The sequence below is a fragment of the Pseudomonas sp. JV245A genome, from assembly GCF_032424515.1.
GTDB lineage: Bacteria > Pseudomonadota > Gammaproteobacteria > Pseudomonadales > Pseudomonadaceae > Aquipseudomonas > Aquipseudomonas protegens.
Genome location: NZ_VYKE01000059.1, coordinates 1 through 20,468, shown reverse-complemented (window position 1 = coordinate 20,468; position 20,468 = coordinate 1). Strand labels below are relative to the sequence as shown.

23 protein-coding genes are annotated in these 20,468 nt (G+C 64.0%); 8 read left to right on the top strand and 15 right to left on the bottom strand.

Annotated elements, in window-relative coordinates:
- Window positions 1–96 precede the first annotated feature (96 nt).
- The 3 genes from choV to F6S12_RS17235 all read right to left on the bottom strand — a co-directional run bounded on the left by choV (window position 97) and on the right by F6S12_RS17235 (window position 3,144).
- Window positions 97–1,275, bottom strand: a complete 1,179-nt coding sequence (choV, locus tag F6S12_RS17245; protein WP_011063939.1) for a choline ABC transporter ATP-binding protein — start codon at window positions 1,273–1,275, stop codon at window positions 97–99.
- Complete coding sequence (choW, locus tag F6S12_RS17240) at window positions 1,272–2,117, bottom strand: choline ABC transporter permease subunit (protein WP_019095263.1); 846 nt, start codon at window positions 2,115–2,117, stop codon at window positions 1,272–1,274. Before choW ends, choV begins: the two co-directional genes overlap by 4 nt.
- Before the next feature lie 70 nt (window positions 2,118–2,187).
- A complete protein-coding gene (locus F6S12_RS17235) occupies window positions 2,188–3,144 on the bottom strand; it encodes a choline ABC transporter substrate-binding protein (protein WP_011063937.1) in 957 nt (318 codons plus the stop codon).
- A 427-nt stretch (window positions 3,145–3,571) separates the two neighbouring features.
- Here F6S12_RS17235 and F6S12_RS17230 point away from each other — a divergent pair, with 427 nt between their 5' ends.
- Both F6S12_RS17230 and F6S12_RS17225 read left to right on the top strand, forming a co-directional pair.
- Window positions 3,572–4,948 (top strand): L-serine ammonia-lyase, encoded by a 1,377-nt coding sequence (locus F6S12_RS17230; RefSeq protein WP_011063936.1) that lies wholly within the window; start codon window positions 3,572–3,574, stop codon window positions 4,946–4,948.
- 412 nt (window positions 4,949–5,360) lie between these two features.
- On the top strand, window positions 5,361–6,464 hold the full coding sequence (locus F6S12_RS17225) for a GlxA family transcriptional regulator (RefSeq protein ID WP_011063935.1): 1,104 nt from the start codon (window positions 5,361–5,363) through the stop codon (window positions 6,462–6,464).
- Here the strand turns inward: F6S12_RS17225 and aac(6') are convergent, their stop codons facing one another.
- Together aac(6') and F6S12_RS17215 are read right to left on the bottom strand one after the other, a co-directional pair.
- A complete protein-coding gene (gene aac(6'), locus F6S12_RS17220) occupies window positions 6,465–6,911 on the bottom strand; it encodes an aminoglycoside 6'-N-acetyltransferase (RefSeq protein WP_065365101.1) in 447 nt (148 codons plus the stop codon). It abuts the gene before it with no gap.
- 62 nt (window positions 6,912–6,973) lie between these two features.
- The gene (locus F6S12_RS17215) at window positions 6,974–7,237 is read right to left on the bottom strand and encodes a hypothetical protein (RefSeq protein WP_015637320.1); all 264 of its coding nucleotides are present in this window, start codon (window positions 7,235–7,237) and stop codon (window positions 6,974–6,976) included.
- Window positions 7,238–7,515: 278 nt separating this feature from the next.
- Here F6S12_RS17215 and F6S12_RS17210 point away from each other — a divergent pair, with 278 nt between their 5' ends.
- Complete coding sequence (locus tag F6S12_RS17210; protein WP_053154297.1) at window positions 7,516–7,980, top strand: DUF4952 domain-containing protein; 465 nt, start codon at window positions 7,516–7,518, stop codon at window positions 7,978–7,980.
- Between the two features lie 253 nt (window positions 7,981–8,233).
- On the opposite strand, the gene F6S12_RS17205 is transcribed toward F6S12_RS17210, so the two are convergent.
- The 5 genes from F6S12_RS17205 to F6S12_RS17185 form a co-directional block, all read right to left on the bottom strand.
- Entirely contained in the window at window positions 8,234–9,394 is a 1,161-nt protein-coding gene (locus F6S12_RS17205; protein WP_315869132.1) for a gamma-butyrobetaine dioxygenase, read from the bottom strand.
- Between the two features lie 24 nt (window positions 9,395–9,418).
- Entirely contained in the window at window positions 9,419–9,895 is a 477-nt protein-coding gene (locus F6S12_RS17200) for a thioesterase family protein (RefSeq protein WP_015637317.1), read from the bottom strand.
- A gap of 108 nt (window positions 9,896–10,003) precedes the next feature.
- A complete protein-coding gene (locus tag F6S12_RS17195; RefSeq protein WP_315869131.1) occupies window positions 10,004–10,969 on the bottom strand; it encodes an L-carnitine dehydrogenase in 966 nt (321 codons plus the stop codon).
- A 159-nt stretch (window positions 10,970–11,128) separates the two neighbouring features.
- Window positions 11,129–12,016 (bottom strand): 3-keto-5-aminohexanoate cleavage protein, encoded by an 888-nt coding sequence (locus F6S12_RS17190; protein WP_315869130.1) that lies wholly within the window; start codon window positions 12,014–12,016, stop codon window positions 11,129–11,131.
- A gap of 88 nt (window positions 12,017–12,104) precedes the next feature.
- On the bottom strand, window positions 12,105–13,049 hold the full coding sequence (locus F6S12_RS17185) for a choline ABC transporter substrate-binding protein (protein ID WP_041120180.1): 945 nt from the start codon (window positions 13,047–13,049) through the stop codon (window positions 12,105–12,107).
- A 194-nt stretch (window positions 13,050–13,243) separates the two neighbouring features.
- Here F6S12_RS17185 and F6S12_RS17180 point away from each other — a divergent pair, with 194 nt between their 5' ends.
- Complete coding sequence (locus F6S12_RS17180) at window positions 13,244–14,203, top strand: GlxA family transcriptional regulator (protein ID WP_015637314.1); 960 nt, start codon at window positions 13,244–13,246, stop codon at window positions 14,201–14,203.
- A 37-nt stretch (window positions 14,204–14,240) separates the two neighbouring features.
- Here F6S12_RS17180 and F6S12_RS17175 read toward each other — a convergent pair whose 3' ends face one another.
- The 4 genes from F6S12_RS17175 to F6S12_RS17160 form a co-directional block, all read right to left on the bottom strand.
- Window positions 14,241–14,657: a DUF3010 family protein gene (locus F6S12_RS17175; protein WP_015637313.1), complete on the bottom strand. Its 417-nt coding sequence runs from the start codon at window positions 14,655–14,657 to the stop codon at window positions 14,241–14,243.
- A 34-nt stretch (window positions 14,658–14,691) separates the two neighbouring features.
- Complete coding sequence (locus F6S12_RS17170; RefSeq protein ID WP_015637312.1) at window positions 14,692–15,015, bottom strand: helix-turn-helix domain-containing protein; 324 nt, start codon at window positions 15,013–15,015, stop codon at window positions 14,692–14,694.
- Window positions 14,999–15,253: a type II toxin-antitoxin system RelE family toxin gene (locus F6S12_RS17165; RefSeq protein ID WP_011063923.1), complete on the bottom strand. Its 255-nt coding sequence runs from the start codon at window positions 15,251–15,253 to the stop codon at window positions 14,999–15,001. The genes F6S12_RS17170 and F6S12_RS17165 overlap by 17 nt, the downstream gene beginning before the upstream one ends.
- Before the next feature lie 99 nt (window positions 15,254–15,352).
- Window positions 15,353–16,267 (bottom strand): LysR family transcriptional regulator, encoded by a 915-nt coding sequence (locus F6S12_RS17160; protein ID WP_315869129.1) that lies wholly within the window; start codon window positions 16,265–16,267, stop codon window positions 15,353–15,355.
- A gap of 181 nt (window positions 16,268–16,448) precedes the next feature.
- Between F6S12_RS17160 and F6S12_RS17155 the strand changes: the two genes are divergently transcribed.
- From F6S12_RS17155 to F6S12_RS17145, 3 genes are read left to right on the top strand one after another with little or no spacing between them, the layout of a single operon-like run.
- Entirely contained in the window at window positions 16,449–17,786 is a 1,338-nt protein-coding gene (locus F6S12_RS17155) for a nucleobase:cation symporter-2 family protein (RefSeq protein WP_315869128.1), read from the top strand.
- Window positions 17,787–17,841: 55 nt separating this feature from the next.
- A complete protein-coding gene (locus F6S12_RS17150) occupies window positions 17,842–18,351 on the top strand; it encodes a nucleoside deaminase (protein WP_041120175.1) in 510 nt (169 codons plus the stop codon).
- The gene (locus F6S12_RS17145) at window positions 18,348–18,698 is read left to right on the top strand and encodes a hydroxyisourate hydrolase (protein ID WP_019095254.1); all 351 of its coding nucleotides are present in this window, start codon (window positions 18,348–18,350) and stop codon (window positions 18,696–18,698) included. Before F6S12_RS17150 ends, F6S12_RS17145 begins: the two co-directional genes overlap by 4 nt.
- 108 nt (window positions 18,699–18,806) lie before the next feature.
- Here F6S12_RS17145 and F6S12_RS17140 read toward each other — a convergent pair whose 3' ends face one another.
- Window positions 18,807–19,208 carry a lysozyme inhibitor LprI family protein gene (locus tag F6S12_RS17140; RefSeq protein ID WP_315869127.1) on the bottom strand — a complete coding sequence of 134 codons (402 nt, stop codon included), beginning with the start codon at window positions 19,206–19,208 and terminating at the stop codon, window positions 18,807–18,809.
- 235 nt (window positions 19,209–19,443) lie between these two features.
- On the opposite strand from F6S12_RS17140, the gene F6S12_RS17135 reads away from it, so the two are divergent.
- Window positions 19,444–20,421, top strand: a complete 978-nt coding sequence (locus F6S12_RS17135) for a dipeptidase (protein ID WP_011063917.1) — start codon at window positions 19,444–19,446, stop codon at window positions 20,419–20,421.
- Window positions 20,422–20,468: the final 47 nt, after the last annotated feature.

Here is a 20,468-nt window from a genome sequence, read left to right as displayed (position 1 = left end):
TCAGGGCCTGTTCGCTGGCAAGCCAGCTCCTGCAGAAGGGGGTGGGTGGTTAAAGCAAAACGCCGCGATTGCTCGCGGCGTTTTTGTGTCTGCTGCTTAACCCAGGTTCTTGCCGAGCAGCGCGTGGTAGAGCTCGCTGTCGCCAAGGATGCCCACCACTTTCTGGTTGTCGTGGAGCACCAGTTTGTTGCCGGTCTGGTAGCGGATCTGCAGGGCATCGCGCATGCCGATGCTGGAGTCCACCAGGGTCGGGCGTCGGCCCAGTTCTTCCACGGCTTGCCCCGGAACCCAGTTCTGCAGGTCCAGCTGCGAGCCGTTGCGGCGTGCGCCCTTGATGGTGTTGCCTTCGGCCAGGTCGAGCCAGGAATCGCCACCCGGGTCCAGGCATACCGAGCCGTTGACCCGCTTGCAGTTGTCCAGGCTGCGCATCAGGCTGCGCCCGCACAGCACGTTCAGGGGGTTGGTGTGGGCAACGAAAGTCCGTACATAGTCGTCCGCCGGGTTGAGCACGATTTCTTCCGGGTTGCTGTACTGGATGATCCGTCCGTCTTTCATGATGGCGATGCGGCTGCCCAGCTTCAGGGCCTCATCCAGGTCGTGGCTGACGAAGACGATGGTCTTGCTCAGCTTGCGCTGCAGCTCCAGCAGTTCGTCCTGCAGGCCCTGGCGGATCAGCGGGTCGAGGGCCGAGAAGGGTTCGTCCATCAGCAGGATATCGGCGTCCATGGCCAGGGCACGGGCCAGGCCCACACGCTGCTGCATGCCGCCTGAGAGTTCGTCGGGCTTCTTGTTGCGCCACTGGGTCAGGCCCACCAGCTCAAGCTTCTCGTCCACCAGCTTGCGCCGTTCCTTTTCCGGGCGGCCCTGCATCTCCAGGCCGAAGCTGATGTTTTCGCGCACGGTCAGCCAGGGCATCAGGGCGAACTTTTGGAACACCATGGCGATGCGCTTGGTGCGCATCATCTTCAGCTCGGCGGGGCTGCAGGAGGCGATGTCGATCTGCTTGCCTTCATGCTCGACGAACAGCTTGCCGCGGCTCACGGTGTTCAGGCCGTTGATGCAGCGCAGCAGGCTCGACTTGCCGGAACCGGAGAGGCCCATCAGCACGCAGATCTCGCCTTTCTCGATGTCCAGGCTGGCATTCTCGACGCCGACGATCTGCCCGGTCTTCTTCAGGATCTCGTTGCGGGTCATGCCCTGGTCCAGCAGCTTGAGGGGCTCGCGCGGGTCCTTGGAGAAAATCACGTCGACCTTGTCGAAGCGGATAATGCTCATGCGTCACCTCCTACTTTGGCTTCAGGTTGCTTGCAGATGCGGTCGAGCATGATCGCCAGCAGCACAATGGCCAGGCCGGCTTCGAAGCCCAGGGCGATATCCGCGGTATTGAGGGCGTTGACCACCGGCTTGCCCAGGCCATCGGCGCCCACCAGGGCGGCGATCACCACCATCGACAGCGACAGCATGATGCATTGGGTAATGCCGGCGGCGATGCTCGGCATGGCGTGGGGCAGTTCAATGCGCGACAACAACTGACGGCGCGAGCAGCCAAAGGCCTTGCCGGCGTCCATCAACTCTTGTGGAACATCGCGAATGCCCAGGTAGGTCAGGCGGATCGGCGCGGCGATGGCGAACACCACCGTGGAAATCAAGCCGGGTACCACCCCCAGGCCGAACAGGGTCAGGGTCGGGATCAGGTAGACGAAGGTGGGCACGGTCTGCATCAGGTCCAGCACCGGCCGCATCATGGTGTAGAACAGCGGCTTGTGCGCCGCGACTATGCCCAGCGGTACGCCGATGAGCACGCAGACCAGGGTGGCGAACAGCACCTGGGCCAGGGTTTCCATGGTTTCCTGCCAGTACCCCAGGTTGAGGATCAACAGGAAGGACAGCACGACAAAGGCGGTCAGGCCCCATTTGCGCTGGATCAGGTGCGCCAGCAGGGCAATCAGGCCGATCAGGGCCAGGGGGTTGAACCAGGTCAGCGCGAACGTCACGCCGTGGATCATGGTTTCCAGGGTGGTAGCGATCGCGTCGAAGGTGCTGGCGCCGTGCTTCGTCAACCACTCGACGAAAGCCGCGATGTACTGGCCCAGGGGGATTTTCTGATCAGTGAGCATGGTATTGAACGTCCGCATGCAAGGGAAAAACAGCCCGGGCGGGCGAGCCCGCCCGGCGTAAGCGCACTACTTAATTTGAAGCTTGTGCAAGCTTGGCTTTCACGGCCTCCAGGCCAGGTTTACCGTCAATGGTGGTCACGCCGGCGAGCCAGGTATCGAGCACCTGAGGGTTCTGCTTCAGCCAGGCCTTGGCGGCCGCCTCAGGCTTCATCTTGTCGTCCAGCACGTTGCCCATCAGGGTGCTTTCCATGTTCAGGGTGAACGACAGGTTCTTCAGCAACTGGCCGACGTTGCTGCACTCTTCGGCATAGCCCTTGCGGGTGTTGGTGTAGATGGTGGCCTGGCCGAAGTTGGGGCCGAAGAACTCGTCGCCGCCGGTCAGGTACTTCATCTTGAAACGGGTGTTCATCGGGTGCGGTTCCCAGCCCAGGAACACCACCGCGGTGTCACGGCGCTGTGCGCGCTCGACCTGGGACAGCATGCCTGCCTCGCTGGATTCCACCACCTTGAAGCCGGCGTCCTTCAGGCCGAAGGCATTCTTGTCGATCATGGTCTGGATGGTGCGGTTGCCGTCGTTGCCCGGCTCGATGCCGTAGATCTTGCCGTCCAGTTCCTTCTTGAACTTGACGATGTCGGCGAAGTCCTTCAGGCCCTTGTCGTACAGCGACTCGGGCACCGCCAGGGTGTACTTGGCGTTTTCCAGGTTGGCCCGCAGGGTGGCCACGGTCCCGGCGTCGCGGTAGGGCTTGATGTCGTTTTCCATGGTCGGCATCCAGTTGCCGAGGAACACGTCCATGTTCTTGCCGTCGGCCAGGGACTTGTAGGTCACGGGCACGGAAATCATGGTGGTCTTGGTCTTGTAGCCCAGGGCGTTGAGCACGACGCTGGTGGTGGCGGTGGTCACGGTGATATCGGTCCAGCCGACATCGGAGAAGTTTACGGTGCTGCATTGTGCCGGTTCTGCGGCTTGTGCCAGAAGCGGCAGACTCAGCATGGCGGCCAACAACAACGACGGGGAACCTTTCATAGGGGGGACTCCTGGATGTTTTTTTGGCGGCGTTTGGACCGCGCTTATAAGTGTGGCGGTTGGTGTGTCGGGAACAGCTCTACCACCGTGCCTTGCAATCGAGTCGAGACTGATCATGTACCAGTGAAAATCTGTCGCCTACAGGGTGCGTCGTATCCAGTACAGGGAGGGTCGCATCCAGTGTCGGTGAGGTCGCTTACAGTGTTTTCGGGCGATTTTTCCTACAACTGAGCCGCAAAAAACGCCCAAAACCCCTGCGTTGCGCCTGGCGGCGTTAGTGGGCATGAGTGAGTCGGTGTCAGACGTCGCGGGCCTTGGCAAAAGCCTGATGATGCGCCCTTCTCGGCGGATTGCAGCTTGAGCGTAGCAGCTCCGTCAGAGGGCGTTTCCGGCGCCCGGACAGTGCTCAACCAGGAGTTACGCAGCAATGGCTATCAGTGTTTTCGACCTGTTCAAGATCGGCATCGGCCCCTCCAGTTCCCACACGGTCGGGCCCATGCGCGCAGCGGCTTTGTTCGTCCAGGTATTAAAGGAAAGGCAACTGCTGGAGCAGGTACGCCGGGTCGAGGTGCAGCTCTTCGGTTCGCTGTCCGCCACCGGCATCGGCCATGGCAGCGACAACGCGGTGATCATGGGCCTGATGGGGGAGTGGCCGGACGCGATCGACCCGTCGCTGATCGGCACGCGCATCGAGCTGCTGCGGGAAACCGACACCCTGTTGCTGGACGGGCGGCTGCCAGTGCCTTTCATCTGGGCCCGGGACATGCAGCTGGTGGACCGCAACCTGCCATTCCATCCCAACGCCATGACCCTGGTGGCCGCGGGCGAAGAGGGTGAGCTGCACCGCGATACCTACTATTCGGTGGGCGGCGGTTTTGTCGTCGACCAGGCCCAGGCCGACAGCGGTGTGGCGGACCTGGACCGCAGCGAGCTGCCTTACGATTTTTCCAGTGCGGTGGAACTGCTGGGCCTGTGCCAGAAGCACAACCTGCGGGTCGCCGAACTGATGCTGGCCAACGAGAAGGTCTGGCGTTCGGAAGAGGAAATTCGCAGCGGCCTGATGGCGCTCTGGCGTGCCATGCAGGACTGCGTGGAACAGGGGCTCAAGCACGAGGGCATCCTGCCTGGCGGGCTCAATGTGCGTCGCCGCGCGGCCAAGTTGCACCGTAGCCTGCAGGAACTGAACAAGCCCAATGTGATCGGCTCCACCCTCAGCGCCATGGAGTGGGTCAACCTGTTTGCCCTGGCGGTGAACGAAGAGAACGCCGCCGGCGGACGCATGGTCACCGCCCCCACCAACGGCGCGGCGGGGATCATTCCGGCGGTGCTGCATTACTTCATGAAGTTCAGCGAAGACGTCACCGACGCCAACGTGGTGGATTTCTTTCTCGGCGCGGCGGCCATCGGCATCCTGTGCAAGAAGAACGCCTCCATCTCCGGTGCCGAAGTCGGCTGCCAGGGTGAAGTGGGTTCGGCCTGCGCCATGGCGGCGGCCGGGCTGGCGGAAATTCTCGGGGCGACCCCGGAGCAGTTGTGCAACGCCGCGGAGATCGGCCTGGAGCACAACCTCGGCCTGACCTGTGATCCGGTGGGCGGGCTGGTGCAGGTGCCGTGCATCGAGCGCAACGCGATTGCCGCGGTGAAGGCGATCAATGCCGCGCAAATGGCCTTGCGCGGCGATGGCCAGCATTTCATTTCCCTGGACCGGGTGATTCGCACCATGCGTGATACCGGCGCCGACATGCACGACAAATACAAGGAAACCTCCCGTGGCGGCCTGGCGGTCAGCGCCGTGGAGTGCTGATTGCCGGCGCGCACAAATCGCTCACATGCCCAGGGGCGCGCCACCTTTTAGCGCGTCGTGAATAGACAAGTCGCCAACCGGGCCGGGCAGCCCCCGTGCCCGTGGCCCGGTTGTGCTTTGAGTGACACTCGCCCGCCCCTGTGCGAAGTGCCTGCCGCGCAAGTGCTACCTAACTGCTCACAGCTCTCTGGGCCTGGCCATCGCACGCCGACGGCGGCGCTTCTTATCCGCACATTGACAAGGGCTATGTAGACACGTCGCGACGTCGTTTTCAGGAGTTATTGAATGCCCATTCAACTTTAGGCATGGCAATTGCTCTGTGAATATCAAGCCCGTCTCCCTTGAGGAACAGGGCACATAAAAAGAGCCTCCGCCTGAGGCCATCACCCGCTTTGTGTGAGGAGATATCGCGATGACGTCGTTCAACTCCGGGGCCCAACCCCAGAACCGTGCGCCTCAATCCATCGGCTTTCTGCTGCTGGACAATTTCACGCTGATTTCCCTGGCCTCCGCAGTCGAACCCCTGCGCATGGCCAACCAACTGTCCGGTCGCGAGCTGTATCGCTGGACCACCCTCAGCGTCGATGGTGGCCAGGTCTGGGCCAGTGACGGTCTGCAGATCACCCCCGATGCCGCGATGCATAAAGCCCCCAGCCTCGATACCGTGATTGTCTGCGGCGGTATCGGCATCCAGCGCACCGTCACCCGCGAACATGTGTCCTGGCTGCAGAGCCAGGCCCGCCAGTCGCGCCGTCTGGGTGCGGTGTGTACCGGCAGCTGGGCCCTGGCCTGCGCCGGCCTGCTGGACGGCTTCGATTGCAGCGTGCACTGGGAATGCCTGGCGTCGATGCAGGAAGCCTTTCCCCGGGTGGCCATGAGCACCCGCCTGTTCACCCTCGACCGCAACCGCTTCACCAGCTCCGGCGGCACCGCGCCGCTGGACATGATGCTGCACCTGATCAGCCGCGATCATGGCCGCGAGCTGTCGGCGGCGATCTCGGAAATGTTCGTCTACGAGCGCATCCGCAACGAGCAGGATCACCAGCGCGTACCCCTCAAGCACATGCTGGGCACCAACCAGCCCAAGCTGCAGGAAATCGTCGCCCTGATGGAAGCCAACCTCGAAGAGCCGATCGACCTCGACGAACTGGCGGTGTACGTCGCCGTGTCCCGGCGACAGCTGGAGCGGCTGTTCCAGAAGTACCTGCATTGCTCGCCGTCGCGCTACTACCTCAAGCTGCGGCTGATCCGCGCCCGGCAACTGCTCAAGCAGACTCCCATGTCGATCATCGAAGTGGCGTCGGTCTGTGGTTTTGTCTCCACGCCGCACTTCTCCAAGTGCTACCGCGAGTACTTCGGTATTCCACCGCGTGACGAGCGCATCGGTTCCAACACCACCCAGCAGGTGGCGATGATGCCGCTGCCGCAAGCCATGGTTTTGGCGCCGCTGTCCGGGCCATTGTCGGCCCTGAGCCAGGCACGCAACGAATCGACCTTCGCCAGCGTGCGCCTGTAGTCACAGGCGCTTCTTGAAATACACCACGCGCTCGGTTTCCTCGAAACCCAGCGCGTGGTGCAGATCCTGGCTGGCCAGGTTGTCGAGGCTGGTGTCCGAGGCCATTTCCACGCATCCCTGTTGTTGCCCCCAATAGGCGACCTGCTCGATCAGGCGCTGGGCAATGCCCAGGCGACGATGCCCGGGGGCCACATAGATGCCTTCAAGAAAGACCACGGGGGAGCTGTCGGTGCCGTTGACGTAGTCGTGGCGCAATGCAGCCTCGGCCAGGCCCACGGCCTCACCGTTCTCGGTGCAGGCCAGCCAGCAGCCGTAGCGCTGGGGCTCGGCCAGAATCTGCTGGATTTCGGCCTGGTGTTCATCCTGCGGGCAATCGGGCCACAGGCCCTGGCGCAATTGCAGCCACCCGCCAGCGTTGGCGGATGAACCAGGTTCAATGGGGGTCATGAGCGGGCCTGTGGTTTGTGGAGGAAACCCACTTTAGCAACCCGCCCGGGCCCCGGGGGCGTTCACGCGCGTTTTTGCTGCTGGTACTCGGCCAGGGCCGGCAGCAGTTGGCGGTCGATGGCCTGGCGTACGGCAGGCAGGATGGTCGCATTGCCGGTGAGCATCTGCTCGACCATGCCCTTGAGCGCCTTGGCCCGTGCATCGCTCAAGCCCCTTACCGCACATTCGCAGGCCTGCTCGGCGCTGGCGCCTGCGGGCATTTCGAAACCCAGGGCCCGGAGTTGTCCCAGCAGGTCGTCCTGGTCAATCAGATCCGCGTGCATCATGACTCTTATCCTTGTTCAGGGAGCGTGGTCGTGAGCCGATTCTGGTAGGGCGTCCGGGTGGCGGCAAGGGCAGATTGTCGCGATGGCCCGTTTACCTATGAACAGGTCGTTTTCGGCTAAGTCGATGGCCATGGCCGGTTGCCAGAGCGTTGGGAAAAGGCGGCGCAATCAAGTCTTGCGGCGCTTGCTTGTGAGGCCTCGGGCTTGCCTGAAGGGTGGGGTAATGAGCGTTCCTGCCGCGCAAAGACTCTCTGTGCAAGCGCTGGGTGTTCGGTAGGATGGCCGCCGAGTGGCAAACCATGGAGCTGGAGTGGATGAAAGTGATGTTCAGAATGGGGTTCGCCTGTTTGTTGTTGATGGTTTCCGGCGCCGCTCTGGCCGCTCCCGAGTGCGACGATTTTCTGAAGGCCATGACCGATCCACCGAAGTCCCTGGAGTTTTTCCGTTGTGAGTCGAGGCCCCAGGATCAGGGCGCACCGCTGACTGCCAGTTACCGGGTCAAAGGTAAGGACGCCCATGAGGTAGAGCGCTATCTGCAGCGGGAGTTGGGGGGGCAGGAGGGGCTCAGGTTTGTCTGCTGCGGCTGGGAAACGAAGGGTTTCATTTCCTATAGGGATAGAAAGACCGGGCGTAATTACCAGATTGGCATGGGCTCTGAAGAGACGCCCTACAACCAGCGCCAGGATTGGCACAAGATCGGCTATTTCTATGTGACGGTGGTGCTGTATACCGAGGACATCTGAAGGCGTGGCAGTGGCCCTATTACCTATGAGCAGGTCGCTCTCGGCTAACTCGCGGGAAGGCAGAGTGGGCAGACTGAAACCAGCTCGCGTCGTGTCGGTTTGGTCACCTTCTCACCGCAGCTCCTCAGAAGTAGTCCCTGCCTCGATCCTGTCACGGCTTGATCGGGGCTTTTTTTGGCCTGTGGAAAGCTCTCCGGCAAGTTTCGCCGGCAAGCCGGCTCCCACGGGGGAGCCGGGGCGGGTGGGGTGAGGATCAGCGCTGCAGCACCAGGATTCTGGAGAGCAGTTCGTCGCGGTCGATGTAGCAGCCCTGGAAGTGCCGGGCGCCGCTGGCCGGGTCGAAGGCGTTGCGCGCGTGCAGGGTGCGGCGGTTGTCGAAGCACCAGAGCTGGCCCGGGTCCAGGCGGCGGATCACCCGGAACCTTGCTTCGCGGGTCAGGGCGATAAAGCGCCGGTAGGCGCGGTACAGCCGGGGCATCTGTTCTTCCGTGGTGTCGAAGGGGCCACGCAGGAAATTGGCCATGCGGATTTCCGCGACCTGGCCCCGGGCATCCAGGGCGATGACCGGCGCCAGGCAGCGGTAGTCGCTGTGGCGGTCCTTGTTGCGAAACTCCACGGGAATTTCGCACAGGGCGCGGAACGCCTCGGGGTCTTCCCGGCGCAGGGCGTCGGCAATGGCGAAGCCGTCGACGAAAATGCTTTCGCCGCCTACCGCGTCATTCACCAGGCAATGCAGGAATTGCAGCCCCGGTTGCAGCTCGCGGGTCGGCAGGTCGCTGTGCAGCGGCAGGTTGAAGGCGGTGTAGGCGTTGCTGTCGGCATCGGCCTTGGACTGCACGTTGAACAGCACGCCGAAATTGCTTTCGCGGATAAACGAAATACGCCGCGCGACCAGGGCCAGCGAGCCGGGCTCGGTGGGGGCACCGCAGACCTGGGTCAGCCCGGTATCGCGCAGGGCCAGCAGCCATTGCAGCAGCACCTGGGGGTCCTCCATCAGCGCCTGGTACTGGAACTCGGGCAGTTGCAGGCTGGCGTCCCACAGCGAGTGCCGGGCCTTGGCGGCCTGCCGTTCTTCGCGCGACTGTCGATCATAGGCATGGGCCCGCAGCCAGCCGGGGTCGAAGCGGCTGCGGTGGCCGTCCGCCCAGTCGAGGTTCAGGCAGCCGTCGGCATCAATGCGTGCGGCGCTGCACTCGAGGTCTTCGGCAACATCGACGATTTCCAGCACCTGTTCGCGGGTCACGCTGTAGACGCATTGCGGGCAAGGGCAGTTGTCCCGCAGCCATTGATGATGAAAAGGGCTGAGACGGCCGTCGGCCCAGTGCACCTGGAGCCGGTCCGGCAGGACCTGGACAGTGGCCAGTGCGCTGATCAACGGGTAACTGCGGTAGTCGGCAAGGGCGGCGGTGTTCACGGCGATCTCCTTTTCTTCTGAGGGCTATTTTTCCGCGGGCAGGGCGATCACCCGGCCGAGGCAGGCCGGGCGCGGCAGGTCCGCCTGCTCGGCGGCCAGGGTTTGCAGGCGTTGCAGCACCGGCTCGCTGAACGGCGCCGAACGCGGCCCGGCCAGGTCGACGTGGAGCAGCATTTGCTCGTTGCCTGCCAGCTCCCGGGGATCATCGAGTCTGTGCAGGCTGTGGTAGAGGTGCAGGCGCTTGCGATCGTGGCCGATGATCTGGGTGCGCACTTCGACCTCGGTGTCGAGCTTCACCTCATGCAGGTAGTTCAGGTGCAGTTCCAGGGTGAACAGCGAGTGGCCGCTGGCTTCGCGGTTGTCACTGTCGAGCCCCAGGCGATCCATCAGGGCGTCAGTGGCATAGCTGAAGATCAGCAGGTAGAAGGCATCGCGCAGATGGCCGTTGTAATCGACCCAGTCGCTGATGATGCGGGTGCTGTAGGTGGTCAGGGCAGGCATAAGGTCACCGGATAACGGTAGGAGCCGGCTTGCCGGCGAAGGCGTCCGTTGGGTTTGCGCCTGGCTTGGCGGCCCGTTCGCCGGCAAGCCAGTTCCTACGGGGTTGGGTTAGTTGTGAAAGTGCATGCCGTGCTTGGCCTTGGTGGTTTTCACCGCCTCCAGCACCGCCAGCAGGCAGTCATCACGATAGCGCTCCAGGGCCGCAATGCTGTGGGTGCCCAGTTGCTCGGCGGTGCCTTCGACCACGTCGTCGATCAGCTTGTCGGTCAGCTCCGGGGCCGGCAGGTAGGTCCAGGGCAGTTGCAGCGCCGGGCCGAACTGGGCCATGAAGTGGCGCATGCCGGCGTCGCCGCCCGCCAGGGTGTAGGTGAGGAAGGTGCCCATGAACGACCAGCGCAGGCCGGCGCCAAAGCGGATCGCATCGTCGATTTCCCCGGTGGTCGCCACGCCGTCGTTGACCAGGTGCAGGGCCTCGCGCCACAGCGCTTCGAGAAGACGGTCGGCGATGAACCCCGGGACTTCCTTGCGCACGTGAAGGGCGCGCATCCCCAGGGATTCATAGACCTTGATCGCGGCCTGGACCGCTTCGGGCGCGGTGCGCTTGCCGCCCACCACCTCCACCAGTGGCAGCAGGTACACCGGGTTGAACGGGTGGCCCACCACGCAGCGTTCCGGGTGGGTCGAGCCCTCGTAGAATTCGCTGGGCAAAAGGCCCGAGGTGCTGGAGCCGATCAGCGCCTCAGGCTTGGCCGCGGCGCTGATTCTGCTGTGCAGTTCCAGCTTGAGCTCCAGGCGTTCGGGAGCGCTTTCCTGGATGAAGTCGGCATCCTTCACGCATTCCTCGATGGTGTCGACTAAGCGCAGGCGCTGTTGTGATGCTCCGGGGGCCAGCCCTTGTTTTTCCAGCGCGCCCCAGGCATTGGCGACGCGCTTGCGCAGGGCCGCTTCGGCGCCGGGCGCCGGGTCCCAGGCCACTACGTCGAGGCCGTGGGCCAGGGCACGGGCCACCCAGCCGCTGCCGATCACGCCACTGCCCAGGGCGGCGAAAGTTTTGATGTTGGTGATAAAAGTCATCGCGTCTTCCTGGATAAAGAGTTCGTAGGAGCTGGCTTGCCAGCGAAGCTATTGGCGGCCTTGCGGGCCCCTTCGCCGGCACGCCGGCTGCTACGAGCTCGGATGTGACGGCCTCTTCGCGAGCAAGCTCGCTCCTACGGGGGGAGAGGTGGATTGGGGTCAGCCGCGTTGCTTCAGGCCCATTTTCTGGCGGCCTTCGGCCGGGGTCAGGACCCGGGCGCCGAGGCGGCTGAGGATTTCCGTGGCCCGTTCCACCAGTTGGCCGTTGGTGGCGAGCACGCCGCGATCCAGCCACAGGTTGTCTTCCAGGCCGACCCGCACGTTGCCCCCCAGCAGCACCGCTTGCGCGGCCATGGGCATTTGCATGCGGCCAATCCCGAAGCCGGCCCAGACCGCGTCCGCCGGCAGGTTGTCGACCATGGCCTTCATGGTGGTAGTGTCCGCCGGGGCGCCCCAGGGAATGCCCAGGCACAGCTGGAACAGCGGGTTGTCCAGCAGGCCTTCCTTGATCATCTGCTTGGCGAACCACAGGTGCCCGGTGTCGAAGATTTCCAGCTCGGCCTTCACTCCCAGCTCCTGGATACGCTTGGCGCCGGCCCGCAGCTGGGCCGGGGTGGAGACGTAGATGGTGTCGCCGTCGCCGAAGTTCAGGGTGCCGCAGTCCAGGGTGCAGATCTCCGGCAGCAGTTCCTCGACGTGGGCCAGGCGGGTCAAGGGGCCGACCAGGTCGGTGTTGGGGCCGAACTCCATGGGGTTCTCGCCGCCGCCGATCTCCAGGTCGCCGCCCATGCCGGCGGTGAGGTTGACGATGATGTCGATGTCGGCCTCGCGGATCCGCTCCATCACTTCGCGGTACAGCGCCACATCGCGGCTGAACTTGCCGGTGGCGGGGTCGCGCACATGGCAGTGCACCACGGTGGCGCCGGCCTTGGAGGCTTCTACGGCGGCCGCGGCGATCTGTTTCGGGGTGACCGGCACGTGCGGGCTCTTGGCGGTCGTGTCGCCAGCACCGGTGAGTGCGCAGGTGATGATGACGTCGTGGTTCATGGTGCGGTTCCTTACAGGCGTGTTTGCTGAGGGCGTGAGGTGGCCGTGCGCAGCCCAGGGCGGGCTGCGGGGCGGCAGTGGCGGTGGCTTATTTGCTGGTCAGTTGCAGGTGCTCGGCGGCCGGCTTGCCATCGAAGGTGGTGACCCCTTCCAGCCAGCGCTGCTGGTCCTGCGGGTGGTCCTTGAGCCATTGCCGCGCGGATTCCAGGGCATCCTTGTGATCCAGCAGCGGCTGCATCATGCGGCTCTCGTCTTCGGCGCTGAAGGTCAGGTTGGTCAACAGCCGGTGCACGTTCGGGCACTGCTCGGCGTAGTCAGGCGCGGTGACGGTCCACACCGTGGCCTGGCCTTCGTTGGGCCCCAGGGCGTTTTCGCTGCCGCTGAGGTAGGTCATCTTGAAGTTGACGTTCATCGGGTGCGGCGCCCAGCCGAAGAACACGATGGCCTCGTTGCGTTTCACCGCCCGGGCCACCGCCGACAACATGCCCGCCTCACTGGACTCCACCAACTGGAACTTGCCCAGGCCGAACTGGTTCTTGGCGATCATTTCCTTGATCTGCGTATTGGCTCCCGAACCCGGTTCGATGCCGTAGATCTTGCCCCCCAGTTCCTTCTGGAACCTGGCGATGTCGGCAAAGGTCTTCAGCCCCTTGTCCGCCAGGTAGGCCGGCACGGCCAGGGTGGCGCGGGCGTCCTTGAGGCTCGGTTCGGCCAGGACCTTGACCTGGTTGGCGTCGACGAAGGGGGTGATGGTCTGGGTCATCAGCGGGTTCCAGTAGCCCAGGAACAGGTCCAGGCGCTGGTCACGGATGCCGGCGAAGATGATCTGCTGGGAAGCACTGGTCTGCTTGGTCTTGTAGCCGAGGCCGTCGAGCAGGACCTGGGTCAGGGCGCTGGTGGCGATCACGTCGGTCCAGTTGACCACGCCCAGGCGCACGTTCTGGCAACTGGCGGCATCGGCGGCCAGGGCCCCGCTGCTCAGAAAAACGCTACCGCTAAGCGCAAGCACACAGCTGCTGATCAGTCGTTTCATGATGCTTTCCTCGGCAGGTCGTTATTGTCGGTCCCGGCGTCTTTGTGCGCAGGTGTTGCCAAGGTACGCAGGCGCCGCCGGTGGCAAGCGCACAGCGGCGACCGACTCTTGCACTGCAGCGACCTGCCCCCTTGTGGCACGGGGGCATTTGGCGTATCACAAGGCCCACGCTGGCCGTCACCGGAGTGCGTTGCATGTCCCAGGACTTCTATTTCCTGCTGATGCCGGGGTTTTCCGCCATCGGTTTCATCTCGGCCATCGAGCCGCTACGGGTGGCCAACCGCTTTCGTGGCGAGCTGTACCGCTGGCATGTGCTGAGCGCCGACGGCGGCGCGGTGCTGGCCAGCAATGGCATGTCGGTGAATGTCGATGCGGCCCTGGAGCCGCTGAAGAAAGGCGCGACCTTGTGGGTGGTGGCCGGTTTCGAGCCGCTGAAGTTTCTCACCCCGGCCCTGGAGCACTGGTTGCGGCGGCTGGAGGTGGAGGGCGTGACCCTGGGCGGGATCGACACCGGTAGCGTGATCCTCGCCGAGAGCGGTTTGCTGGAGGGGCACCGGGTGACCTTGCACTGGGAGGCCATCGAGGCCTTCAAGGAGTCCTACCCGCAACTGAGCGTGACCCAGGAGCTGTTCGAGATCGATCGACGGCGCATCACCTGTGCCGGCGGCACGGCGTCCATCGACATGATGCTCGACCTGATCGCCCAGGCCCACGGCCCGCAACTGGCGGTCCAGGTCAGCGAGCAGTTCGTGCTGGGGCGCATCCGCCCGCGCAAGGATCACCAGCGCATGGAAGTCGCCAGCCGCTACGGCATCAGCAACAAGAAGCTGGTGCAGGTGATCGGCGAAATGGAACAGCACAGCGAACCGCCCCTGAGCACCCTGGCCCTGGCCGAGTCGATCAAGGTCACCCGGCGCCAGCTGGAGCGCCTGTTCCGCCTGCACCTCAACGACACCCCGAGCAATTTCTACCTGGGCCTGCGCCTGGAGAAAGCCCGCAAACTGCTGCGCCAGACCGACATGAGCGTGCTGGAGGTGAGCATTGCCTGCGGGTTTGAATCGCCGTCCTACTTCACCCGCAGTTACCGCGCGCGTTTCGTGCGGTGCCCGCGGGAAGACCGGCGCCCGTCGGGCGGCGGCCGCGAGCTGGCTTGACTCGGGCTCGGTAGCGCCGGCCAGCCGGCTCCTACGGTTACTTTTTCAGCAGGGCGGCGCAGGCGGCTTTGTAGGCTTCGTGCTGGTATTTGTTGAGGCTCGCGGCCAGAGCGAAGCCGTGCTTCTTGTACTGGGCGTTGATGGTCTGGGGCGACAGCAGGGTCACCTCGCAATTCTCCAGCAACTGAAACACGCCTTCGATCTTGAAGGTGGTGGGGCCGCCGGCGAACTCGCCTTTCTTGCTGCGCTTCTTGATGGCGATGCGGGTGATCCCGTGTTCGCGCACGAAGGCCCCGACCTGGCTGGCGAAGGCCCTGACGTTGGCGGCCTCGTCATCGTCTTCCAGGGCGATTTTCTTGGTGGCCAGCGGCTGGTGTTGCACCGCGCCGTCTTGCAGAGTGGCGAGGGCGAAGATGGCTTCGCTGCCTTTGATCTCGATACCGCAGATGCTCATGGGGAACCCTTTCAATCAGTGAGTGAGGCGCAGCTTACAGCTCCAGCTGGTCGGCGCGTATGCCGAAGGCGGCGGCGATCTTTTCCCGGGTGGCCCGGCGCGGCCGGGCGACGCTTTCCTGCTGGGCAAAGGCCGGCTGGGAGATCCCCAGGCGCCTGGCTACTTCGTCCTGGGTGAGGTGCAGGTGCTCGCGCCAGGCGCGGATCGGCGTGGCGCCGTCGACCATGCGGCTGACCACGTCATGGGGTATCAGATCGGCTTCCTTGTACTGCGCCATGTACTGCGCGTAGGGAATCACCACGAATGCCGGGCTGCCGTCCGGGCCGTGGATGATCTGGATGTCAGTAGGTACGTTCATCACGTTTCTTGACCTCTTGAACACTGACGATGTGTATGGCTCCGTCCCAGTCGAACAGGACCCGGTACTGCCCGACCCGAAGACGATAGGCATAAGTGTGGCCGGACAGGGCTTTGACGTTGCCACTGGCGGGCATGTCGGCCAGCAGGGCAATCGCATCGCGAACCTGGACCTGATGCTCGTGGTGCAGTCGCATCAACTGCTTGACCGCTTTTCTACTCCAGAGGATCTCGTTCATGGCGGACTATATAAGTCTTTTATAAGGAATGCGAATCCTTGCTTATATTTTCTGCCCGGCCAAGTGCAGAACCTTGTCCCTTTGTTGCCCGCGCCAGCATTACCAGGTCGTGGACTGCCCGCGCCGGTCCACCTCGTACACCTTCTGGCGCAGCAGCCGCTCCTTGAGCCAGCGCTCGGCCTTGCCCATCACCCGTTGTCGGGCCCAGAGCAGGTCGACGCCGATCAGCCAGTCGGTATGGGGGTAGGCCCCCAGTTGCAGTTCCACCAGCTCGCCCTTGGCCAGTTCACGCTGGATCAGTTGCCGCGGCAGGGTGGCCCAGCCCAGGCCGGCGCGGACCATTTCCACCAGCGCCAGGTAGTTTTCCGCCTGCCACAGCTGGGTGGAGCGCAGGTATTCGCTGCTAGGCAGCTTGTTGGCGTGGGCGCTGAAGGCCAGGCGCCGGTGCACGTGCAGGTCGTCGAAGGTCACGCTGTCGAGCTGCGCCAGCGGGTGGTCCGGGTGGCAGACGTGCAACATGATCAGCTTGCCCAATTGCTGGAACTCCAGCTCCTGGGGGTAGCCCGGTTGCGAGAAGGCGATGCCCAGCACCGCCTCACCCCGGGCCACCAGCTCGCTGGCGTCCCCGGACAGCGGGTGGCGGATCAGCAGGTCGACATAGGGAAAGGCCTGTTCGAACTCCCGCAGGGCCGGCATCAGCGGGCCATAGGGGGTTTCGATGACGATCGACAGGTGTGGCTCCACCACCTGCGACAGGCAGTCGGCGTTGGCCTGCAGGGTCAGGCAGCGCTCCAGCACCGCCTCGGCCTGCAGCAGCATCTTCTGCCCGGTGGCCGTCAGCACCGGGCTGCGAGCGCTGCGGTCGAACAGCTCGACCCCCAGGTCCGCCTCCAGGTTGCCGATGGCCACGCTGACCGTGGACTGGGTCTTGCCCAGCTTGCGTGCGGCGGCCGAGAACGAGCCGCTTTGCGCGGCCTGTACGAACATCTGCAGTTGATCCAGCGAAAAGCGCATCGCGGCTCCCGGCCCTGGAAGAGGGCTGTCTGATCCATCGTTAAAAACGATGGCTGCTCATTTGTTTCATCGTATTCAAGCACAGATCATGGCCCCGACGTCCGTACTTCCTGCCGGCGGCGCTTGCCCCGGATGCCTGCCAAAACAAAAGCAAAAGCTGCACCTTCAGGAGACCTGCGACATGACAATTTCCCGCGTGCATCCCGTGGACGAGGTCCTGCCCGTCCGCCAGCTGTTCACCTTCGGCCTGCAGCATGTGCTGGTGATGTATGCCGGTGCGGTGGCGGTGCCGTTGATTCTAGGCAATGCCCTGGGCCTGACCCCGGCGCAGGTGGTGCTATTGATCAACGCCAACCTGCTGACCTCGGGCATCGCCACCCTGGTCCAGACCCTGGGGTTCTGGCGTTTTGGCGCGCGGCTGCCGTTGATCCAAGGCTGTTCGTTCATCGCCCTGGCACCGATGATCATGATCGGCAAGCAGTTCGGCCTGACCGAGGTGTTCGGCGCGGTGATCGCCGCAGGCGTCATCACCATTGCCCTGGCGCCGCTGTTCAGCCGTTTGCTGCGGTTTTTCCCGCCCGTAGTGATCGGCAGCCTGATCACCATCATCGGCATTTCCCTGATGCCGGCAGCGGCGATCTGGCTCGGCGGCGGCAACCCCACGGCGGACGATTTCGGCGCGCCGGCCAACCTGCTGCTGGGGCTGGCCACGGTAGCGGTGACGCTGGTGATCTACGGCAAGTTCTCGGGCTTTATCGGCAACCTCAGCGTGCTCATCGGCTTGCTGGTGGGCAGCCTGATCGCCGCGGCGTTCGGCATGACCGACTTTGCCCAGGTGAGCCAGGCGGCCTGGTTCGAACTGAGCCGGCCCATGGCGTTTGGGGCTCCACAGTTTTCCCTGGTGCCGATCCTGATCATGACCCTGGCGATGCTGGTGATCATGGCCGAGACCACCGGCAACTGCCTGGCCATCGGCAAGCTCACCGGCAAGCCGACCACCCAGCGCACCCTGGGCGATGCGTTCCGCGCCGATGGCCTGTCGACCCTGCTCGGCGGGCTGTTCAACAGCTTTCCCTACAACGCCTTTACCCAGAACACCGGGCTGATCGCGCTGTCCAGGGTCAAGAGCCGCTTCGTGGTGGCCGCGGCCGGGGCAATCATGGTGCTCATGGGGCTGTTTCCCAAGCTGGGTGCCCTGGTGGCCGCGGTGCCGACCCCGGTGCTTGGCGGTTGCGCCATCGTGATGTTCGGCATGACTACAGTGGCCGGCATCCAGGAACTGTCGCGGGTGCCGTTCGAAGGTACGCGCAACGCCATCGTGGTGGCGGTGTCGGTCAGCGTCGGGGTGCTGCCGATGTCCTTCCCGGCGCTGTTCGCCCATCTGCACGGTCCCCTCAGGCTGGTGCTGGAAAGCGGCATCTTCCTTGGCGCCATCACCGCCATCGTTCTCAACCTGCTGCTCAACCCCCGTGAGGCCGCCGCCCAGGTGCTGGCAGCCCATGTCGAGCTCAATGACTGACGTTTTTCTCGCCGCCATTGCTGTGGCGGCTCCTGCCCATGAAAAGGAGGTCAAGATGACCCAGATTCTTTCTTCCATCCCTGCCGGCGTCACCGAACTGGACCTGCACCTGCTGCGCCAGAGCATCCAGCTCGCCGAAGAGGCCAAGGCCCGCGGCCGTCATCCGTTCGCCGCCCTGGTGGCCGATCGCGACGGCAAGGTCATCGCCAGCGCCGGCAACAACTCGATGCCCCCCGAAGGCGACCCGACCCAGCACGCCGAACTGGCGGCAGCGGCGCTGGCGGCCAAGCGCCTCAGCCCCCAGGCCCTGGCCGAGTGCACCCTGTACACCAGCGCCGAGCCCTGCTGCATGTGCGCCGGGGCCATCTACTGGACCGGCATTGGTCGGGTGGTCTACGCCTTGTCCGAACATGAGCTGCTGGAGTTGACCGGCGACCACCCGGAAAACCCGACCTTTTCCCTGCCGTGCCGCGAAGTGTTCGCCCGTGGGCAGCGGCAGATCCCGGTGTTCGGGCCGATGCTTGAGAGCGAGGCCGCGCTGGCGCACAAGGGCTTCTGGAAATGAACGGCGGCCTATCCATCCATGTGGTGGACGTCGCCAGCGGCAAGGTGGCCGAAGGCATGGCGGTGCGGGTGCGACGCCTGGGCGGCGAGCTGCTCTGCGCAGGGCGAATTGCCGGCAATGGCTTGCTGAGCGAGCTTGCCGAGCGCTCGGCGAGTTTCGGCCAGGGCGTCTACGAAGTGGAACTGGAGGTGGCGGCGTTCTATCGCGAGCAAGGCCAGGCGCTGCCGCCGGTGCCCTTCCTCGAGGTGCTGGTGTACCGCTTCGGCCTGGATGATCCGCGCCAGCACTACCACCTGCCGTTCAAGCTCACCGCCTGGGGCGTCTCGTGCTTTCGCGGTGGCGCCTGACCCGGCGCTGACCTGTAGGAGCGAGCTTGCTCGCGAAACGCTCGCAGCCACCACAACCGGTTCGCCAGAGCGCTTTTCGCGGGCCGGCCCGCTCCTAGCGGTGGCGGGTCATTCCTGGGCGATGGATTCGATGAACTCCGAGCGTTCGTCGCTCATGCGCGCCAGGCAGTCATTGGTGGCGATGGTGTAGGCCTTGGTGCCGGGCTTGGCCGGAAAGGACTCCATCGAGCAGTCGGCGTCGCGCTGCTTCTGCCACAGTTGCTGGGCATTTTTGACCTTGGCGCTGATGTCGGCCAGTTGCCCTTTGTCGCTGCCATAGAGGGTGCCCAGGCGCTCCAGCAGGCTCTGCACGTTGTCGCCCAGCAACTGTTCGGCGGTGGTCCTGTTGTAGGTCGCGCATTCCAGGGTCTGCACGTCGTTTTCCACGCCGTCGCAGGGCGTGTTGTCGGCCTCTTCGGCCGCCTGTACGCCTGTCGTTATCAGTAACAAGGCCAGGAAGATCGGTTTCATTGCAGCGCTGCCCTCATCCAGTGACGCTTTCGTTGAAGCGGCGAATTCTGGCGCAAGCCCCGGGCAAAGAACAGAGGCCACCCATGCCCTCCGTCCGGCCCTTTGTCGGCGCTTGACGCTTTCGGCAATTCCCCTGTCGTTTTTGCACCCAGGCGCCCCGGCCCTCAAGCATATGCTGACCCCAAAGCGCCGGCAGACGATTCGGCGCATGAATCGCCAATAAGGGGACAGCCTGATGAGCCCAGCCGAACTACACGCCGACAGCATCGTTATCGACGGGCTGATCATTGCCAAGTGGAACCGCGAGCTGTTCGAGGACATGCGCAAGGGCGGCCTGACCGCAGCCAACTGCACCGTGTCGGTTTGGGAAGGTTTCCAGGCCACGGTCAACAACATTGCCTCCAGCCAGAAGCTGATACGCGAAAACAGCGACCTGGTGATGCCCGTGCGCACCACCGCGGACATTCGCAAGGCCAAGGAGCTGGGCAAGACCGGCATCCTCTTCGGCTTCCAGAATGCCCATGCCTTCGAAGACCAGATCGGCTACGTCGAGGTGTTCAAGCAGCTGGGCGTGGGCATCGTGCAGATGTGCTACAACACCCAGAACCTGGTGGGCACCGGCTGCTACGAGCGTGATGGCGGGCTCTCCGGGTTCGGCCGCGAGATCGTCGCCGAGATGAACCGCGTCGGGGTCATGTGCGACCTGTCTCACGTTGGTTCCAAGACCAGCGAGGAAGTGATCCTCGAATCCAAGAAGCCGGTCTGCTACTCCCACTGCCTGCCGTCGGGGCTCAAGGAGCACCCGCGCAACAAGTCCGATGCCGAACTGAAATTCATCGCCGACCACGGCGGTTTCGTCGGCGTGACCATGTTCGCGCCGTTCCTGGCCAAGGGCATCGATTCGACCATCGACGACTACGCCGAAGCCATCGAATACACCATGAACATCGTCGGTGAAGATTCGATTGGCATCGGCACCGACTTCACCCAGGGCCATGGCCAGGACTTCTTCGAATACCTGACCCACGACAAGGGCTACGCCCGGCGCCTGACCAACTTCGGCAAGATCATCAATCCCCTGGGCATCCGCACCGTGGGCGAGTTCCCCAACCTCACCGAGACCCTACTCAAGCGCGGCCACAGCGAGCGCGTGGTGCGCAAGATCATGGGCGAGAACTGGGTCAGCGTCCTGAAGGACGTCTGGGGCGAATAAGGCCACCCCCCACAGCACATTCCTGTAGCCGCTGCCGCAGGCTGCGA

Bases quoted from the DNA above. Each gene is read 5' to 3' on its own strand.
- choV (WP_011063939.1), bottom strand. From the start codon at position 1,275: ATGAGCATTATCCGCTTCGACAAGGTCGACGTGATTTTCTCCAAGGAC.
- choW (WP_019095263.1), bottom strand. From the start codon at position 2,117: ATGCTCACTGATCAGAAAATCCCCCTGGGCCAGTACATCGCGGCTTTC.
- F6S12_RS17235 (WP_011063937.1), bottom strand. From the start codon at position 3,144: ATGAAAGGTTCCCCGTCGTTGTTGTTGGCCGCCATGCTGAGTCTGCCG.
- F6S12_RS17230 (WP_011063936.1), top strand. From the start codon at position 3,572: ATGGCTATCAGTGTTTTCGACCTGTTCAAGATCGGCATCGGCCCCTCC.
- F6S12_RS17225 (WP_011063935.1), top strand. From the start codon at position 5,361: ATGACGTCGTTCAACTCCGGGGCCCAACCCCAGAACCGTGCGCCTCAA.
- F6S12_RS17215 (WP_015637320.1), bottom strand. From the start codon at position 7,237: ATGATGCACGCGGATCTGATTGACCAGGACGACCTGCTGGGACAACTC.
- F6S12_RS17210 (WP_053154297.1), top strand. From the start codon at position 7,516: ATGGCCGCCGAGTGGCAAACCATGGAGCTGGAGTGGATGAAAGTGATG.
- F6S12_RS17200 (WP_015637317.1), bottom strand. From the start codon at position 9,895: ATGCCTGCCCTGACCACCTACAGCACCCGCATCATCAGCGACTGGGTC.
- F6S12_RS17195 (WP_315869131.1), bottom strand. From the start codon at position 10,969: ATGACTTTTATCACCAACATCAAAACTTTCGCCGCCCTGGGCAGTGGC.
- F6S12_RS17190 (WP_315869130.1), bottom strand. From the start codon at position 12,016: ATGAACCACGACGTCATCATCACCTGCGCACTCACCGGTGCTGGCGAC.
- F6S12_RS17185 (WP_041120180.1), bottom strand. From the start codon at position 13,049: ATGAAACGACTGATCAGCAGCTGTGTGCTTGCGCTTAGCGGTAGCGTT.
- F6S12_RS17180 (WP_015637314.1), top strand. From the start codon at position 13,244: ATGTCCCAGGACTTCTATTTCCTGCTGATGCCGGGGTTTTCCGCCATC.
- F6S12_RS17175 (WP_015637313.1), bottom strand. From the start codon at position 14,657: ATGAGCATCTGCGGTATCGAGATCAAAGGCAGCGAAGCCATCTTCGCC.
- F6S12_RS17170 (WP_015637312.1), bottom strand. From the start codon at position 15,015: ATGAACGTACCTACTGACATCCAGATCATCCACGGCCCGGACGGCAGC.
- F6S12_RS17165 (WP_011063923.1), bottom strand. From the start codon at position 15,253: ATGAACGAGATCCTCTGGAGTAGAAAAGCGGTCAAGCAGTTGATGCGA.
- F6S12_RS17160 (WP_315869129.1), bottom strand. From the start codon at position 16,267: ATGCGCTTTTCGCTGGATCAACTGCAGATGTTCGTACAGGCCGCGCAA.
- F6S12_RS17155 (WP_315869128.1), top strand. From the start codon at position 16,449: ATGACAATTTCCCGCGTGCATCCCGTGGACGAGGTCCTGCCCGTCCGC.
- F6S12_RS17150 (WP_041120175.1), top strand. From the start codon at position 17,842: ATGACCCAGATTCTTTCTTCCATCCCTGCCGGCGTCACCGAACTGGAC.
- F6S12_RS17145 (WP_019095254.1), top strand. From the start codon at position 18,348: ATGAACGGCGGCCTATCCATCCATGTGGTGGACGTCGCCAGCGGCAAG.
- F6S12_RS17140 (WP_315869127.1), bottom strand. From the start codon at position 19,208: ATGAAACCGATCTTCCTGGCCTTGTTACTGATAACGACAGGCGTACAG.
- F6S12_RS17135 (WP_011063917.1), top strand. From the start codon at position 19,444: ATGAGCCCAGCCGAACTACACGCCGACAGCATCGTTATCGACGGGCTG.